20 protein-coding genes and 2 pseudogenes are annotated in these 17,420 nt (G+C 28.2%); 1 reads left to right on the plus strand and 21 read right to left on the minus strand.

Annotated elements, in window-relative coordinates; genetic code table 11:
• Nucleotides 1–4: 4 nt before the first annotated feature.
• The 20 genes and pseudogenes from vanR to ACWPW7_RS14945 form a co-directional block, all read right to left on the minus strand.
• Nucleotides 5–711 (minus strand): annotated as a pseudogene (vanR, locus tag ACWPW7_RS14850) (VanR-ABDEGLN family response regulator transcription factor).
• Nucleotides 712–1,305: 594 nt separating this feature from the next.
• Nucleotides 1,306–2,829 (minus strand): cell wall-binding repeat-containing protein, encoded by a 1,524-nt coding sequence (locus ACWPW7_RS14855; protein ID WP_454054137.1) that lies wholly within the window; start codon nucleotides 2,827–2,829, stop codon nucleotides 1,306–1,308.
• Between the two features lie 198 nt (nucleotides 2,830–3,027).
• Nucleotides 3,028–3,972 (minus strand): SPFH domain-containing protein, encoded by a 945-nt coding sequence (locus ACWPW7_RS14860; protein ID WP_291561442.1) that lies wholly within the window; start codon nucleotides 3,970–3,972, stop codon nucleotides 3,028–3,030.
• A 2-nt stretch (nucleotides 3,973–3,974) separates the two neighbouring features.
• A complete protein-coding gene (locus ACWPW7_RS14865) occupies nucleotides 3,975–4,400 on the minus strand; it encodes an NfeD family protein (protein ID WP_291561445.1) in 426 nt (141 codons plus the stop codon).
• Between the two features lie 299 nt (nucleotides 4,401–4,699).
• Nucleotides 4,700–4,978: a hypothetical protein gene (locus ACWPW7_RS14870; protein ID WP_454055518.1), complete on the minus strand. Its 279-nt coding sequence runs from the start codon at nucleotides 4,976–4,978 to the stop codon at nucleotides 4,700–4,702.
• Nucleotides 4,979–5,048: 70 nt separating this feature from the next.
• The gene (locus tag ACWPW7_RS14875) at nucleotides 5,049–5,171 is read right to left on the minus strand and encodes a hypothetical protein (protein WP_454054138.1); all 123 of its coding nucleotides are present in this window, start codon (nucleotides 5,169–5,171) and stop codon (nucleotides 5,049–5,051) included.
• A gap of 151 nt (nucleotides 5,172–5,322) precedes the next feature.
• Entirely contained in the window at nucleotides 5,323–5,511 is a 189-nt protein-coding gene (locus ACWPW7_RS14880) for a hypothetical protein (protein ID WP_039633461.1), read from the minus strand.
• A 199-nt stretch (nucleotides 5,512–5,710) separates the two neighbouring features.
• Nucleotides 5,711–7,225, minus strand: a complete 1,515-nt coding sequence (locus ACWPW7_RS14885) for a YfcC family protein (protein ID WP_454054139.1) — start codon at nucleotides 7,223–7,225, stop codon at nucleotides 5,711–5,713.
• Nucleotides 7,226–7,795: 570 nt separating this feature from the next.
• Complete coding sequence (locus ACWPW7_RS14890) at nucleotides 7,796–8,311, minus strand: hypothetical protein (RefSeq protein ID WP_454054140.1); 516 nt, start codon at nucleotides 8,309–8,311, stop codon at nucleotides 7,796–7,798.
• 22 nt (nucleotides 8,312–8,333) lie between these two features.
• Nucleotides 8,334–8,564, minus strand: a complete 231-nt coding sequence (locus ACWPW7_RS14895) for a hypothetical protein (RefSeq protein WP_454054141.1) — start codon at nucleotides 8,562–8,564, stop codon at nucleotides 8,334–8,336.
• A gap of 55 nt (nucleotides 8,565–8,619) precedes the next feature.
• A complete protein-coding gene (locus ACWPW7_RS14900) occupies nucleotides 8,620–8,928 on the minus strand; it encodes a hypothetical protein (protein WP_454054142.1) in 309 nt (102 codons plus the stop codon).
• Between the two features lie 38 nt (nucleotides 8,929–8,966).
• Nucleotides 8,967–9,470 carry a sodium:solute symporter family transporter gene (locus ACWPW7_RS14905; RefSeq protein ID WP_454054143.1) on the minus strand — a complete coding sequence of 168 codons (504 nt, stop codon included), beginning with the start codon at nucleotides 9,468–9,470 and terminating at the stop codon, nucleotides 8,967–8,969.
• Complete coding sequence (locus ACWPW7_RS14910) at nucleotides 9,430–10,017, minus strand: sodium:solute symporter family transporter (protein ID WP_454054144.1); 588 nt, start codon at nucleotides 10,015–10,017, stop codon at nucleotides 9,430–9,432. Before ACWPW7_RS14910 ends, ACWPW7_RS14905 begins: the two co-directional genes overlap by 41 nt.
• 159 nt (nucleotides 10,018–10,176) lie before the next feature.
• On the minus strand, nucleotides 10,177–10,485 hold the full coding sequence (locus ACWPW7_RS14915; RefSeq protein ID WP_454054145.1) for a hypothetical protein: 309 nt from the start codon (nucleotides 10,483–10,485) through the stop codon (nucleotides 10,177–10,179).
• A 62-nt stretch (nucleotides 10,486–10,547) separates the two neighbouring features.
• Nucleotides 10,548–11,114 (minus strand): MFS transporter, encoded by a 567-nt coding sequence (locus tag ACWPW7_RS14920; RefSeq protein WP_454054146.1) that lies wholly within the window; start codon nucleotides 11,112–11,114, stop codon nucleotides 10,548–10,550.
• Nucleotides 11,072–11,437, minus strand: a complete 366-nt coding sequence (locus ACWPW7_RS14925) for an MFS transporter (RefSeq protein ID WP_454054147.1) — start codon at nucleotides 11,435–11,437, stop codon at nucleotides 11,072–11,074. Before ACWPW7_RS14925 ends, ACWPW7_RS14920 begins: the two co-directional genes overlap by 43 nt.
• Before the next feature lie 417 nt (nucleotides 11,438–11,854).
• Nucleotides 11,855–12,289 carry a PLP-dependent transferase gene (locus tag ACWPW7_RS14930; RefSeq protein ID WP_454054148.1) on the minus strand — a complete coding sequence of 145 codons (435 nt, stop codon included), beginning with the start codon at nucleotides 12,287–12,289 and terminating at the stop codon, nucleotides 11,855–11,857.
• Nucleotides 12,241–12,909 (minus strand): annotated as a pseudogene (locus tag ACWPW7_RS14935) (trans-sulfuration enzyme family protein); the annotation flags it as partial. The pseudogene ACWPW7_RS14935 and the gene ACWPW7_RS14930, both read right to left, overlap by 49 nt.
• Nucleotides 12,910–13,209: 300 nt before the next feature.
• Nucleotides 13,210–14,067 carry a MerR family transcriptional regulator gene (locus tag ACWPW7_RS14940; RefSeq protein ID WP_454054149.1) on the minus strand — a complete coding sequence of 286 codons (858 nt, stop codon included), beginning with the start codon at nucleotides 14,065–14,067 and terminating at the stop codon, nucleotides 13,210–13,212.
• A gap of 23 nt (nucleotides 14,068–14,090) precedes the next feature.
• A complete protein-coding gene (locus tag ACWPW7_RS14945; protein ID WP_454054150.1) occupies nucleotides 14,091–16,013 on the minus strand; it encodes an ABC-F family ATP-binding cassette domain-containing protein in 1,923 nt (640 codons plus the stop codon).
• A gap of 289 nt (nucleotides 16,014–16,302) precedes the next feature.
• Here ACWPW7_RS14945 and ACWPW7_RS14950 point away from each other — a divergent pair, with 289 nt between their 5' ends.
• Nucleotides 16,303–16,437 carry a hypothetical protein gene (locus ACWPW7_RS14950; protein ID WP_454054151.1) on the plus strand — a complete coding sequence of 45 codons (135 nt, stop codon included), beginning with the start codon at nucleotides 16,303–16,305 and terminating at the stop codon, nucleotides 16,435–16,437.
• Nucleotides 16,438–16,507: 70 nt separating this feature from the next.
• Here the strand turns inward: ACWPW7_RS14950 and ACWPW7_RS14955 are convergent, their stop codons facing one another.
• Nucleotides 16,508–17,035: an ECF transporter S component gene (locus ACWPW7_RS14955; RefSeq protein ID WP_454054152.1), complete on the minus strand. Its 528-nt coding sequence runs from the start codon at nucleotides 17,033–17,035 to the stop codon at nucleotides 16,508–16,510.
• Nucleotides 17,036–17,420: the final 385 nt, after the last annotated feature.

Genomic DNA, 17,420 nt, shown 5'->3' on the forward strand with positions numbered 1-17,420 from the left:
GATCTTATTCAATTTGATAGCCAACCCCCCACACTGTTTTTATGAATTTAGGATTTCTGGCTGGCTCCTGCATTTTTTCACGTAATCTTCCGATATGAGCCATCACTGTATTATTGTTATCTAAATATTTTTCTTCCCATACAGCCTCAAACAGCTCTTCAGAAGAAACCACTTTGCCTTTGTGATCACACAGATACCAAAGAATAGAAAACTCTATTGGTGTTAACGATAATTGTTTTCCATATAAAACGCATTTACGAGTATCCTTATTGATAAAAAGACCTTCAAATTCATATTCATTGCATTTTTCAGAGAGGTTAATATCTGTTTCTTTTCCTTGATTATACTTTATATATCGTCGAAGTTGTGTTCTTACCCTTGCAGATACTTCTAATGGGTTAAATGGCTTCGTAATATAATCATCTGCACCTATCGTTAAACCCATAATTTTATCCATGTCCTCAACTTTAGCCGTTAGCATAATAATAGGAAAAAATAATTCTCTCTAATTTTCTGACAAATTGTAAAACCATCTACATCAGGAAGCATTATATCTAGAATGGCTAAGTCCAAATCTTGTAAATTGCTACAATCAAGTGCGTCTTTACCATTGTAGTATTTATAAACCACATATCCTTCATTTTTTAAATATATTTCTAATAAATCAGCGATTTCTTTTTCATCATCAACTACTAAAATTTTTGCACTCATAATTTAATCCACCTTTCTTAAATACGAATTACTGCATTAAAAGACAATCTTAGTTATATAGATAAACTTGCAATTAAACTCAGTACAAGTTCCACAGAATTTCCAAAGGCATATGTTTATCTTCAATAATGCATTTACAAGCATTTATACTGTTGATTTCTTGTATATGATTAGTTTCTAAAGCTTCTCATAGTCCAAACTCATCTTTTATTCATCTCAACTAAAAATGATGGAAATCATTATATCATGCTATTTTTCATTTTTCAACAATTGATATGATATATAAAAAATAATTTATTTTTGTTTAAATCAACACTTATATCTAGAATATAATTTTTTTAAGGTCTTCATAGTGTTTTCGTATATAAAATGAATATTAATTTGGATATTCAGACGTTAACAACCCCTTAAGATTTTTTAAAATCTTAAGGGGTTGATTTAAAATAAAAAAGTCCTGTATCAAATTCTTTCATCATTAGACATTGATATTCTATACTAATAATAACTACATTAGTGTTCATAACACTTACATATAGCTCTATTTTTCCATATGTAAATTGACTTATTTATCTACTTCTTATGATACAATGTTTTTTATCTAACTAGATTCCCTTCGTTGAATTCAATATCTAGTACACCACAAACAATAGCTTTAGCTATAGCATTTAATCCATATTCATTCATAATAGCAACATCTTTTACATTGTCAATAAAGCATACCTCAATATAAATAGTTTCTGCATCTGTTCCATTTATTAAGGCTAGCTCTGCATTCTTAATGCCTCTATTTCTAAATCCTAATTTGCTCATATTTTTTAATACTCTATCTGCTTCTGGTACATACTTACCCTGATATGTAAATATCTCTGTGCCATATCCAATACCTAAATGGCTATTAAAATGTATAACAACATTCATGTCAGCATTTACACTATTACATAGTATAACTTGTTTATTAAGACTTTCATCTAAAGTAGTAGCATGATCTACAATAACTAAATTCGTCTGTTGTCCTTTTGATTTAAACTGACTATCCAATTCTTTAACAAGTTGTCTAGTTAAAACTTCTTCTTTTAAACCATTTACGCCACTAGCGCCTGTATCTGCTCCGGTAAGTGTATGTCCTGCATTTAAGTTAAACATTTTAACTCCTGATTTAAATTTCTGTATTGCCGCTGTAGAAACAACACTTTCTCCTCCTAAAACAATTAAGTTAGCTTGTGTATTATATTTTTTAATACTTAGGGTTGCATTATCTGGAGTATTTGAAATAAGCACCATAGGATTACCATTCTTAGATGCTAATGCACCTCCTGATAAAGCATCCGGAAAATTTATTCCTGTTGCAATAAATAAATTAGAAAAATCTAATTGATCTTTAAATTTATCTAATAATATTTTATTAGTTTCATATCTATTACTTCCATATAATCTTTCAGCATTAGGAAATTTATTAAGTACATTATCAGATATAAGTGATGTTCCTCCAACTACATATGTCTTTGCAATAGAATTATCGCTTATTAAATTCTCTAATGATGGATCTAAATTATGAGTTGGATTTAATAATATTGGCATTTGAAGTTTAGCTGCAATTGGTCCTACTGATAATGCATCTGCATAATTTAAGCCATAGGCAACAAAAATACCATTTTCTACTCCTACCTTTTTTGCAACTGCAACTGATGTTTCATATCTACCTTGACCAAAGATTCTTTCAATCTCAATGTTTAAATTCTTAATTTCATCTTCAACTTCAGTACCTACTACCCCGGTACCACCTACTATAAATACTTTTTTTACACCTAATCTTTTTATTTCACTTAAGGTATTATTATTTAACTTATTTTTTTCCGTTAATAGTATTGGGGCCTCATACTTTTTAGCTAGTGGAGTAGCACTAAGTGCATCTGGATAATCTGCTCCTGTAACTAAAACTGCATATTCACTACTTGTCCACCCATCTGATGACACTGCTTTTGCAGTTTCATATCTCCCTTCACCAGCTAATCTTTTTACTTGAGTTTCTGCATTAACATTTAAACTAAATAAATTAGTAATTATTAAAGTTAATATAATAAAATAGGATATAAATTGTGTTTTTCTATTGTTTCTCATAAAACCACCTCGACTTAACATTATTCTACATTTAACTACCTTTTCCTTTTATAAAATAAAAAAATAAGGTAATTCCTATTTTAAAAACTACCTCTAATGTGTTTCTTATAATTAAATACTAAATTACATTGTATCAAGTTTATCATTTATGCTAAAAAAATAAAGCTAGCTCAAAATTGAGCTAGCTTTTATTTTTTATTATTTATCTTTTGACATCTTTATTGTTTCAGCTATAGCAGATATGCTACCTAATGAAGATAATGTATCTACAGGTAATATTAACTTATTAGCTGGGTTTTTAGATAATTCTTTTAATGCTTCTACTTGTTTTAGAGCTATTACAGTTGCATCTGTACCTGAATCAAGTATAGCTTTATTAACTTTTTCTATAGCCTCAGCATCAGCTTTAGCAATTAATTCAATTGCACTTGCTTTACCTTCTGCCTCTAATAATTGAGACTCACGTAAACCTTCTGCTCTTCTAATATTAGCCTCTTTCTCCGCTTCTGCTTGAAGAATTTTAGATTGCTTGTCACCTTCTGCTCTAGCTATAGCACTTTGTCTATCTCCTTCTGCATTAAGTATTGCTGCTCTCTTATTTCTTTCAGCTTTCATTTGTTTTTCCATCGCTTCTTGAATTTCAGCTGGTGGAACTATATTCTTAATTTCTACAGATAATATTTTTATTCCATAAGCATCTGTAATAGTATCTACAATAGTTAATAACTTGAAGTTTATAGTATCTCTACCTGCTAATACCTCATCAAGTGTCATATCTCCTAATATATTTCTCATATTAGTTACTGTTGAATACATTATACCTGAAGTATAATTTTCAATGTTATAAACTGCATCTTTAGAATTTAATACTTGATAGAATATTACATTATCTACTGATATTTTAACGTTATCTTTTGTTATAACGTTTTGAGGTGGTATATCAAGAATTTGTTGTTTCATTGATATTTTTGCTCTTACAAAGTCAGCAAATGGAATTGTTATATGCCATCCCGGTTCTAAAACCTTGTAGAATTGGCCAAATCTTTCTAAAATGTAAACATAGCCTGTGTTTACAACTTTTACTGATAATATTATAAGTAATAATACTATTACCAGTACAGTTAAAAAACCAAAAAGAATCATTGCTATTCATCTCCCTTTTTAATAATAAGTTTATTGTTCTCTATATCAACAACAATAAAACTTTCACCACTAATTATTGGTGAACCTATATTTTTTACTCTCCAATATACACCGTTCACCTTCATTTGTTCTTCTTTAATAATATCTATATTTGCTACAAATTCTTGTCCTAAATATTTTCCCATCATTAGCTTTTCTTGCTTTATATTCTTTTTAATATATTTTCTAGAGTATTTTAATCCTAATACAATTGAAATTCCACCTATCATTACAGCAATAAAAACTTGTACAGGAAATACCACTAGAAAACCTAATAAAAAAGCTGGTATAAAGCCTATAATAAGCCAGGAATAAACAAAGTCACTTGTAAGAAAGTCAATGACTATAACAAACGCTGTTAACAAGAGCCAAATCCAATTAATTTCCATCCCTCTCACCTCATTTTATACTATAATAATATTATATATTACTTCTAATGAATTATTAGTAATTATCTTTAATATAATAATATCCTATATTTCAACAAAATGCAATATAAACTTTATAAAATAGTATTTAAAAACCCATATGATAATATAAATTATCATATATAAGAAACATGATAATAAACGTATTATAAAAATAAAAAGTTTAGTCCTAGATTAATAATAAATTTAGAACTAAACTCTACTTTTATAAAATTAATACTGTCAATAGCTACAGTAACCATTCTATCTATATCTCTTTCTTAGATACAGTAAGAAGGCATAAAATAAATTATATTTCCTAAAGGCCTTAGTAAGGCACCCTTTTTTAAAGCAGTTTTGTATATGTTATAGTCTACACGACTTTTAAGTGGAAATGTGCCTTTAGTTTTTCTATCTTTAACTAATTCAATTGTGCCTATCATTCCTATTCGTCTAAACTCTCCTACATAAGGATGATTTTTTACCTTTCTATCAACTAAGCTTTTTATAAGTGCAGATTTATCTATGTTTTTTTCTATAATATTTTCTTCTTCAAATATTTTTAATGTTTCACAAGTGCCCTTCCCTCACTATAGTCACCATAAAAACTATTATATATTTCTTCTATTGCTAGAACTGCTGACATCCCCATATATCCGATACAAAAGGTATTGGTATTTTTATAAATGTTCCAATAGCTGTAAGAGCTCCAAAAATGGATATTAAAATTAAACTCTTTATCTCACCTCTCATTGTAAACCTTGATTTAATTTTATTTTTACAATTATAATTTAACACTAATCGAAAGCATTATAAACTTATATATTAAAATTTATTTACAATATTATTTACTTATATAATTTTGTCTATAAAAAAAGAGTTTTCAAAATGAAAACTCTTAAAATTAATCTTCAAATTCCCCTAGTAATCCTTGAAGCCTTTGTGCTTGGTATCCACACTCTTTAGCTAATGCCTTAAACTCATCTTTAACATTCTTGTCATCTACCTTATCAGCATAACTTTGAAAATCACGAACATTTTCTTGAAGATCAACAAGTTTTAATTTGATAACTTCTCTAGTAGAAAGCTCCATTTTTTCACCTCCTCTTTTAGTGTTAGTATTTCCAAAGAGAAAAAATATATATTTAAAATCAACATAATATATAAAAAATCTAAAATTTATTTATTCATATTAAAAAGTAACTAATTAAAGTAAATTTATAAAACATATAAAAATAGAGTCCATCATTAAAATAATTTTTAATGATAGACTCTACACTTTATAAAAAATATTATAGAATTACTTGAACAAATAGCATTGCTATAGATAATCCGCCCATTAATGCCATTAGTGGTAGAATAAATTTCAGCCATTTATCATAGGTTACGTCAACCATTTCTAAACTAGCCAGTATCAATCCCGTTGGAGTAATAAATGACATCAATCCTTGTCCATATTGATATGCACTAACAATAACATCTCTTGATAGTCCGACTGCATCTGCTAGTGGAGCCATAATAGGCATTGATAAAGTTGCAAGTCCTGATGATGATGATATGAAGAATCCTAATAAACTAAATAATATTAAGATAACAACTATAAATAACATAGAGTTCATACCTTCAACTACTCCTGATGAGAAATATAATATAGAGTCACTAATTAAACCTTTTTCCATAATGATGTTAACTCCTCTAGCAACACCTACAATTAATGCAACTCCTATAAGATCTCCAGCACCAGTAACAAATTTGTCAACAAATGCTTTTTCTCCTATTCCTGAAATAACTCCTATTACTACTGCTATTGCTAAGAATAGTGCAGTCATTTCAGTAAACCACCATCCTTTTGATGATACTCCCCAAATCATTACTCCAAATGCCAAGGCAAAAATTAACAACATAAGTTTTCTTCTAAAATCAAAGTTTGGAATGTTATCTGGATCATAATTACTTAAAAATTTATCTTCAATATGTTGTTTATCTGCATGAATTAATGAGTTTTTAGAATCAGTCTGAACTTTCTTTGCATAACGAATTATGTAAATTAAAGAAATTACTAATGATAACACTAAACCAATTCCTCTAAAGGTCAATCCCTCTGTAAAGCTTATACCTGCGGCATTAGATGCCGTAACAGATGAAAAAGGGTTAGTAGTTGCAAACATTGTTCCTAATGATGAACCCATATATATTGCAGCTATACATACCAATGCATCATATCCTGCAACCAAAAATATTGGCATCAATATTGGATAGAATGCTATAGTTTCCTCTGCTAAACCAAAAGTAGTACCTCCTGCTGCAATTAATACAGTTACTACGATTATTAGCATCATTTCTTTTCCTTTTGTTGCCTTTGATAAACTAGCTATTCCAGCATCAAAAGCCCCTGTATAATTAATAACCCCAATTATACCTCCAAGAATAAATACAAACATTATAATATCAATTGATTCATACACCCCTTGAATTGGTGCAGTTAATATTTCGAAAGGTCCTTGTGGATTGCTTTCTATTTTTTCATAGGTATTAGGTATAGCAATAGGTTTACTAATACTTCCACTAGTGAATTTAGATACATCAACTTTCATGTTCAATTTGTCTAATACTTCTTGTGTAGCAGGAAGCTCCTCTATTTCACCAGATGGCTTTGTAATCGTAAACATATTAGTTTCAGTGTCAAATTTTAATTTAGCATAGCTCCCAGCTGGTATTAAGTAAGTTAATGCGGCAACAAGAATTAATACAATAAATGTAACTGTAAAGGCTGTCGGAAAACCTTTTTTCTTTTTTTTGTTACTCATTTTTCTCCTCCCTCATTATGAAAATATTCTAAAAATTTGTTACAGCAACATTATACACTATGTTACAAAAATATTAAATATTTATTAAATATTTTTTACAGTATTATTTATTTTTTATATTATAAATTATATGATTAAGTATAACAGTAAAAATAACAAAAAATTATACATAATATGTAAAATAAACTTGTTTTTTGGTATTAATTTAGACTGGCACCTATTTTTTATAAATTTATAATACCTATTCTATAGGGATACAATTTAAAAACTTAAAATATGCTGTGGAAAATAAATAGCTTAACTCCTTAAAAATTAAGGATTAATAATGAAGAATTTAGGGAGAAATTTACCCTTAGTGAATTTCTAAAATAAAATTTATCCTAAAAAACTCCAAAGGTTTTGAGGTTGGAGTTTTAACCATAATTCATATCTTTAATCCTTAATTTTTAATTTATAGAAAAAAATTTTGTTATGAAAATTAAAATCATGTATAAGTTAAATTTCCATTGTGGAACCCTATATAACTAATTTCTACCTTTATTTCTATTTAAAATAATCTATAAGTAAATACTAAAAGCCTTTATTGATTTTAAAGCCGTCTGCTTCTATTGGAAGATATATTACTTTTTTATTTTTTTCTACTTTATCAAAAAATACAACCCAATATGGTCTAAATATGCTATCTATTTTTATTATTTTAATTTCAGGTATTTTGCCCATAAATTTATGAGTTATTCTCATAGTCATTTTTATAGCTTTTGAACGAATCTTTGTATCATCCTTATCAGAATACTGTATTATGTCTTCATCTACATCTTGTGATGTTATAGATATAGGAACAACATCTTGAGCTATACTACCTGATCCAGTTGATCCATTTATAAGTACTTTTAATATATTAGCCTTATTATCTTTATTTTGTTGTATTTCTATAGTTACCAATTTAAATTCTATATAATGTAGTCTAGCTTCATGTACTTTTTTATACTTTAAAAATATTCTACTTAAAACCGATCCTTTACCATTTTTAGCTATTTCTATAGCTTCCTCTTCTGTAACTTTTATAGGTAAAGCATTTATTTTCATATTATTCACCTTCTTTTGGAAATTATCTCTGTTTTATCATTTTATATACTTGATATAAGTAATCCAGAAATACAATGGTAACTGCAACCATAACTCCAAAAGGTATTAATTTACCTACTATAAAATCATTCTTTGTAAGGATACCATAAAATATGAAACTTGCTATTACAAAATAAAGTAATACTAAAAAACCATCTATACCAAACCATTTTATTTCTAAATCTTTTTTAACTTTAGACACTAGTTTAGACATGCTTAACTCTCCTTTACTATATTATCTTAAATTACTTGAAAGCTTCTACAAGCCTCTATATATTTTCATTATTATTTTGATTTAAATCTTTTCCTATTCTATTTCCTATATTCCAAGCAATAAAGGAAAGAGGAATTGCTATTACAAGTGGTTCAAGTTGAAATTTCTGTACTGGAAATATTTTAAAGTATCCAAAGGTAAATCCACCAACAAGCATACCTAATATTCCACCTAAAGCTGTCCTTTTTCCATTTCCCAAAAGTGCTCCTACTATGGGTACAAAAGCAGATCCCATCCATATACTTCCCACAAATATACAGGCATCATATACATTTTCAAATTTGAAGGCAATACTTAATCCCATTACTGCCGCTACTACAATTCCTATCCTAGTTAATTTAACTAACTGTTTTTGTGATAATTCTTTTTTGTTATTCTGCCATATATGTCATTAGCTAATGTAGCTCCTGCTGCAAGATAATAGCTATCTAATGTAGAAATTATAGAGCCTAATATTCCAATTATAAAGATTAGTCTTACTCCTTTTGGTAGCGTATTTAAAACTAAAGTTATATATCCAGCAGCTGGTGGCATTTCTGGGTAAGTAGCTCTAACTATAAGTCCTGTGATCACAAGCACCATATCAAAACATATCCATAATGAAAAACAGGTTAATAATGCCCTTCTCCCCACTTTAGGAGAATCAGCCGCTGAAAATCTTTGGTAAAAAGTTGGATCTGAATAAGCTCCAAAAGAATATACTATGAGCATTAAGGCTTTCATCATAGACATTCCTCTTGTTGGGTGCATAAGATTAGGTGCATTTTTTAAAGCTTCTGTAAGTCCTGCAAATCCACCTATTTGTTTAAATTGTCCTGGCATAACCATGGTTAATCCAAATACCATACAAAAATAATATCATGTCAGTTATAGCTACTCCCATAAATCCACCAAGTACAGTTAAAATGACAACCACTAAAACAAGTATAAAACCTATTGTTTCTTTATCTATGCCCCATGCAATTTCCCCTATTGTACCCAGTGCAGTTATTTCTCCAAGCTGTGCACAGTATACAAACATCAGTATTGCTCCTAATATAGCTACATATTCTCCATAAAAGCTTTCTAATAAATCTGGCACTGTTATATCTGTTCTTATATGAATTCTTGGTCCAACCCATAATGCTAGTGGCATTCTACCTATATGAGCCGCTATAGACCAAACTGCCCATGCAGATAATCCATATATAGCTGCATATTCTACACTTCCAACAGTTCCTACTCCACCATACCAAGATGCAACTAATGTACCAACTATTAGAGACCATGGCAAACTACGATTCCCTAAATAGTAACTTTCCATATTTTTTATATTTCTAGAAAAATAGTATCCCACTGCTATTAATAAAATAGCAAAAACTACTATGATTCCATTTTCCCATAATGTTAGCATAATTATCCTCCGTAATTTTAAGTATAAAGACTATCTTTTATATTGTTATAATTGTAAATTGGAATAACTCTACCCATCTTTTTCAGAAGATAAGTAGAGCTCTATTCTCATTGTATTTAAAGTCTAATGTATTTAATAATAGTATGTATAAATTGTTTCTTAAGCTATTTCTTTATTCAATATTTCCAATTTCTTTTCTTTCTCATTTATTTTAACTAATGTATAAGTTGCAAATACGCCTATTATGGCACATATTACTGAAAGCATGAATATGTAAGTATATCCTCTTTGTCCATATGTATCTAACCAATTTCCAGCAAGAGTATAATAGAACGCATCTGGGGAAAACCCTATGAATGATGCAAATCCAACTACTGCTCCTGTAGTTTCTAATGGAATGTTAGATTCAGAAACTGAAGCAAAGTATATACCTCTAAAACCAAATAGTATTATGCTTAATATTATCATATTTATAACTGCTATCCATATGAAGCTTTGATTCTTAGGTATTATTAAATAAGCTGCAGTACTTACATTACCATCAATATAAATCCTATAAACATGACTTTTATAGATGATCCAACCCTATCAGTTATGATTCCAGCAGCAGGAGATGCCCCCATTTTTATAACATAAGTTCTTATTATAGATATAGTAGAAACTAGTGCCATTGGCATTACATATATTTCTGATAAATAAGGACTCAAATAAGTTAAACTTGAAAATACTAAATAAGTTGAAAATATGATAATTCCTATTAACCAAGCTTTAGGCATAGTAACAACCTTTATCACTCCTTTAAAGCTCACATTATCACTTGAGGTTTCTTCTTCTTTCTTTTCTTCAAGTAGTATTACTAGTAATATTCCACATATTATAGAAGCTATTGAGTATAGCCAAACAACATATTTAAATCCAATAGTTATCTCCGTGAATTTACCGAACAAATATAATCCTATAAAAGATATTAAAGTCCCTGATATTCCTGACAGTCCTTCATAAAACCCAAATATTCTCCCTTGTTCTGATTCACTACCTTGCATTCTTACAACTTTTACTGAAGCTGAAAAAAGGTCATTATGGTTGTTACACCCCATAATATAAAAGTTAAAAGTAAGCCATTATAGGATGGAAATGTAGCAAAGTAAAACCCTATCCCACCTGAAGACACCAAAGAAAAACATAATAACTTTTTAACTGAAAATTTGTCTGCAAGCCATCCTCCTACAAAGTAGGATATCATTCCTATTAGTCCGTATAAACTTAGTAAATTACCTATTTGAGTATGTGATAAATTTAATGCCTGTTGCATTGGATCATAAAATGATGATTTCATATAAGGCAGACTATACATTGCTGTAGTTCCAAATGCTAATATAAATATTATAAGAAACCTTTTAAAATTTTTCTTCTTTTCCATCTTCTCATTTCTCCTTATGTTTTTTATGCATCCTCTTAATTCATAAGTTATTAAGAGTCTATATAGAATTCTTAGTTAGAAATTCAATTTATACAATATTTTAATTTCTATAGCAAAAACTATTTCTTCATGAATTAAAAATTAAGAATACGAATTATAATTAAAAATGCACTATCAAAGCCTTCAGAGTTTTTAGAATAAATTTTATTTTAGGGAATTTATTAAAGGTGAATTTCATATTAAATTCGTATTCTCAACTATTAATTCTTAATTTTCAAGGGACTAAAATGTTTTTATATAAAATTTATTTTCTAAAGTAAATTTTAAGCTTTCATATAAGATCTATATTTTAATAATGTCTAAAGTTTACACTTAACATAATGAAATTATTTTATTTTTTCTATAGCTTGCTTAAAATCATTTACTATATCTATTGCAGACTCTAGAGTACTCTATAGCTATTCTTATAAGGTTTTCACCATTCATTTGAACTAATGTATGCTCTTCTCCTAAGCTAGTAGCTATTGTGCATAGTTCTAGTCCATTAATCAATTTTCTACTTGCCTCATCTCTAGTTAAACCATTTATTCCATCTTTTAATTTAAAGGACACAATACCTCCACCCATTCCATTCATCTGTTTTTGACATAATTCATAATGTGGATGAGATTTTAATGCTGGATATTTTACTATTTCAACCTTTTCTTCTGTACTTAAAAATTTAGATACAACTAAAGCGTTTTCACAATGTTTTTTCATTCTCATATCTAAGGTTTTCATGCCTCTTAGTATCATCCATGCATTCATAGGTGGCAGTGATGCACCTGTAAAACATGGCAATCCTGGTACCATCTAACTAAATCTATTAATTCTCTTGAGCCTATTACTACTCCACCTAAGGTATCTCCATGTCCATTTATATACTTAGTTAAACTATGAACAACTAAGTCAGCTCCTAAATCTATAGGTTTTTGTAATATTGGACTAGCAAATGTGCTATCTACAATAACTATACTTTTGTTATCATGAGCAATTTCCGATATAGTCTTTATGTCAACTAAGTCTAAAGATGGATTTAAAGGACTTTCTATATAAACTAGTTTTGTATTTGATTTTAATGCTGACTTTATATTTTCTGGATCAACAGCATCTACAAAAGTAACTTCAACGCCAAATTTCCCTAACAATTCATTCATAAATAATTTAGTGTGTGAAAATATTCCATCAGAGCTTACTATATGATCTCCACTTTTTATTAAGGCTAATATTGTAGATGTTATAGCTCCCATACCTGATGTGCTAACTATAGCACTGTCTCCATTTTCTAACATAGCTAATTTAAGTTCTAATTCAGTTAATGTAGGATTGCACTCTCTCGTATATACATAGCCAAAACTTCTACACAATTCTTCGAAATCTTCTATGGTTTTTGCTGCAAATGTGGCAGTTTGATATATAGGAGTAGCTAACGCTCCTGTCGCTGGATCTTACTCTATGCCCCCAATGAATTATTTTAGTTTCTAAGTCATAACTTAAATTGTTACTCACTTTAAATTCCTCCTACTTTAAATATTTTAATGATGATATTGTTTTCAAGCCATATAATTCTATACTTTTCTTGTCACATAATAATATTTTTCTTATTTTTTGCAATTTTCTATATTTATAATTATAAAGTCTATAGTAACTATAGAGTCAATATTTTTTATATTTTTTATATTTTTTATATTTGGTAATTTAAGCATAAAAAAATACCGATATTCATCGGTATTTTATACTAAACATCTTAAATCTATCTCTCTTTTTTTCACTAATATTTGTATTTCTGTAAGAAATTCTTTTTCATTATTTGTAGATAAAGGATCAATTATTGGTATTTCATAGATATAATCTTCTATTGGTATACGCTTATATTCTACGTAATCTATAAGCTTTTTAAAGTGTTTATAATTGTCAGTGTACCGTCCTTTATAAGTCATACATATAAATTCACCTGATGGAATTTCTGTAATATGTTTTTGTGCTTCATTATTAAAAAGATCCTTTTCCACAGTAACAAAACTATTTTCATAAATAACTTCTTCATTTTCTATTACTTTTTTCATGGATACTAATCCACTTACTCCACCATAAAAAACAGAAATATTTTCTTCTAAAATATTTGCAATCTGACGTCTTGTCAATTCTATTGTGTCTTTTATACTTAAACCTTCTTCATACTCCATAGATAAAATACTTCTTTTTTGCATATACTTTCTATTTATTTTTCCTACTTCATCTACCTTCAAACCTTTTTCTATAGTTTCTTTCTTAGTTTGAAGCACTTTTTTAATTAGTTCTAATTCTTTAATTTTATCATTTACCATATCAATTTTATTACTTAATAGATTCAATATCTCTTCATTATTTTTTTCTAATTTACTTTTTATTTCTTTTAGTGGAATACCTAAATATTTTAAATACTTAATAATATCTAATTGTGAAAATTGATCTATTGAATAATATCTATAATTACTTTCTTTATCTACATACACCGGCTTAAATAAGTCTATTTGATCATAATACCTAAGAGTTTGTATACTTATTTTATGGAGCTTTGACATTTCTCCAATAGAAAAATACTTGCTCATATAATTCGCACTCCTAAATCATCTTATATATTATTTTCTTTATTTTCCTTAATTTTTTCAGATAGCTCATTAAGATAAGTCCATCTTTCCATTAAATATTCCAACTCTTCTTCAATCTTACTTTGCTTTTCTAGTAGTTCTTGAAGTAATACAAAATTACTTCCTGCATTACTTATATTTTCCTTAACTTCATTTAATTCATTTTCTTTCTCTTCAACTTTTTCATCGATCTCTTCATACTCTTTCATTTCTTTATAAGAAAATTTTAACGGTTTTTCTTTTTTAGATTCTTTATTTTTAATTTCTTTGGCTTTATTTATACTTTCATCTTTTTTTTCATTAGTTAAGTAAAGTTCACTATATTCCTTATAATCACTATAATTACCTGTAATTTCTAATATTTTTCCATCACCTTCAAAAGTAAAAATTTTATTAGCAATTTTATCTAAAAAGTATCTATCATGGGATATAGTAATTACTGAACCATTAAATTCTTCAAGATACTCTTCCAATATAGTAAGGGTATCTATATCTAAATCATTAGTAGGCTCATCTAAGAACAATACATTAGGACTCTCCATCAATATTCTAAGTAAATACAACCTTCTTTTCTCTCCACCGGATAGCTTTGATATAGGGGTATATTGCATTGCACCTTCAAACATAAATCTTTCTAGCATTTGAGAAGCAGAGATTGCAATTCCATCCTTTGTGGTTATAAATTCTGCTATTTCCTTTATATAATCAATAACTCTAAGTTCGTCATTCATCTCACCATTTTCTTGAGTAAAATAGCCAAGTTTTACAGTGTCACCAAATTCAATCACTCCACTTTCTACTTCTAATCTACCACTTAATATATTTAAAAGTGTAGACTTCCCTACTCCATTTGGTCCTATTATTCCTATTCTATCTTCTTTTGTTGCAATATAACTAAAATCCTTAATTAACTGTTTTTCTCCAAAGGATTTATAAATATTCTCTACATTAATTATTTTTTTGCCAAGTCTACTGCTGCCTGTAGATATGTCTATTTTATTATCCTTTATTTCAACTTTGCTATTTTTAATTTCTTCAAATCTTTCCAATCTAGCTTTTTGTTTAGTACTTCTAGCCTTAGCTCCTCTTTTTACCCATGATAATTCTTTTCTATATAAGTTTTGCCTTTTTCTTTCTAAGCTTTGCATAAGTTCAATTCTTTCAAGTTTCTTCTCTATAAAAGTTGAATAGTTTCCTATATATCCGTAGATGTTCCCGTTATCAATTTCAATTATTTTATTAGCAACTCTATCTAAGAAATATCTATCATGAGTAATCATCAACAATGCGGATTTTCTATTTCTAAGTTCGTTTTCTAACCATTCTATAATGTTATTATCCATATGATTAGTAGGCTCATCTAAAATTAATAAATCACAAGGAGATATTAGCGAAGAAGCTAATGCTACTCTCTTCCGTTGTCCTCCAGATAGGACTTTCATCTTATCATTAAAATTATTTATACCTAATTTTGTTAATATTCTTTTTGCTTCACTTTCTAACTGCCATCCATTTAAAGCATCCATTTTACTTTGAAGAGAGATTAAGCTTTTTTGAAGAGTAGTATTGTCAGCATCTAATGAAAGTTTGTGAAGTATACTTTCATATTCTCTTAACACTTTCATAACTTCTGAAGATCCTTTAAAAATCTGTTCCAATACAGTATCTTCTGCTTCATAGATAACTTCTTGAGGTAAGTATTCTATTCTAAGTCCATTCATTTTTATAATATCACCACTATCAGAAGTCTCCATTTCTGCAATTATTTTTAAAAGAGTAGATTTCCCTGCTCCATTTACCCCTATTACCCCTATCTTGTCTTCATCAGTAATAGTCAATTTTATATTTTCTAATAGTGTTTTATCACTATAGCTTTTACATATATTTTCTAAAGTTATTAAATTCATAAAACTCCATCCTTTTAGTTAATTTTCATAAAATTGTTTTATATATAAATAATTAAATCTTTATACAAAATCAAATTTTATCTTGTTTCTATATAATTATACAGAAATACCATAACAATTTCACTATTAATTAATATTAGGTGCCTGAAATAGAATAACTAGTGAAAATTTCTGAAAATATTTTCTATCAGGCAAAGAGAATGATTTAATTCAAAGCTTCTCCCATACAGCAGAGGTCTCAATAATTATGAATTAATAAAATATGCCACAATACTTACTAGTTATTTTTTTGAACATATCTAAATATAATATAATATCAAATAAAAGGAGGAACTTTATGGCAAACAAATCGAAGAAAGCTACAGATAAGTCAAATAGTAAAAAGAAATCAGATACTAAAAAGAATAAAGATAAAAAGAAATAGTAAAAAGTCGTGATTTCTAATCACGACTTTTTACTAGAACTCCTATCTTTTGTTTGAATATGATAAAAATTTAAGCTGCAATATCTTTTCTTTTATTATTACCACAAAGTAAATTTCCTGTAGCCTTATTTATTGATGCTACTAAAGGTAAGGTAATAAGTCCATCAACAATATGATGTAATACACCACCAACTCCTACTGCAATTAATGCTTTATATAAGTCAAAACCAAAAGGCATTACAACTAAAGCTTCTAAGAATCCGTGTAATGGTGCAGTTATAAAAATAGTCTTAGTAAAACTTACATTTTTAAGTATTAATTTTCCCCCTACAAATCCTACTATTATGTGCATTGCTGCTCTAGCTGCAATTACTGGATCAGGAAATGCAAATAAAAATCCGATTGCAGATCCAATACCAACGACTGCTGCCTCAAAAGGTCCTAAAAACATAGATAAAAACATTGGTACGTGTGATGCCAAAGTTGCAGAAAATGGCGGTATATATATTCTCAAAGTTGAACCAAAGACTAATGGTATGATTATAGATATAGCCATCAACAACGCTGATATTACCATTTTTTTAATATTAATTTTCATAATAATCTCCCCCATTTATAGATGTACTACCTTAAAAATTAATGCATAGCTCATATAACTAAATGTTTAAATATTTCAATTCACAACTTTAATCAATGGAGAATTGGAAATTGACAATTGATAATTATGGTTGAAATTAGTTTTGATTAAACTAATTTCTTTAACTGTTTTTTGCTAGCAATTTTATTGCTAGTCCTTTTATAAGAAATGACTACGTCACTTCAAAAAGATCAATTCTAAATTTCTCAGTTTACTGAGAAATTTCCTCAATTGTGCATTGTGAATTGAAAAAACTGAGAATTCAATAACTCTAATTAAAATACTAAAAAATAACTTTTACTCTGATGTATACATTAAATTTAAAAGTAGCATATCTACTTAGTGT

This window comes from Clostridium sp. Marseille-Q7071, from assembly GCF_965112025.1.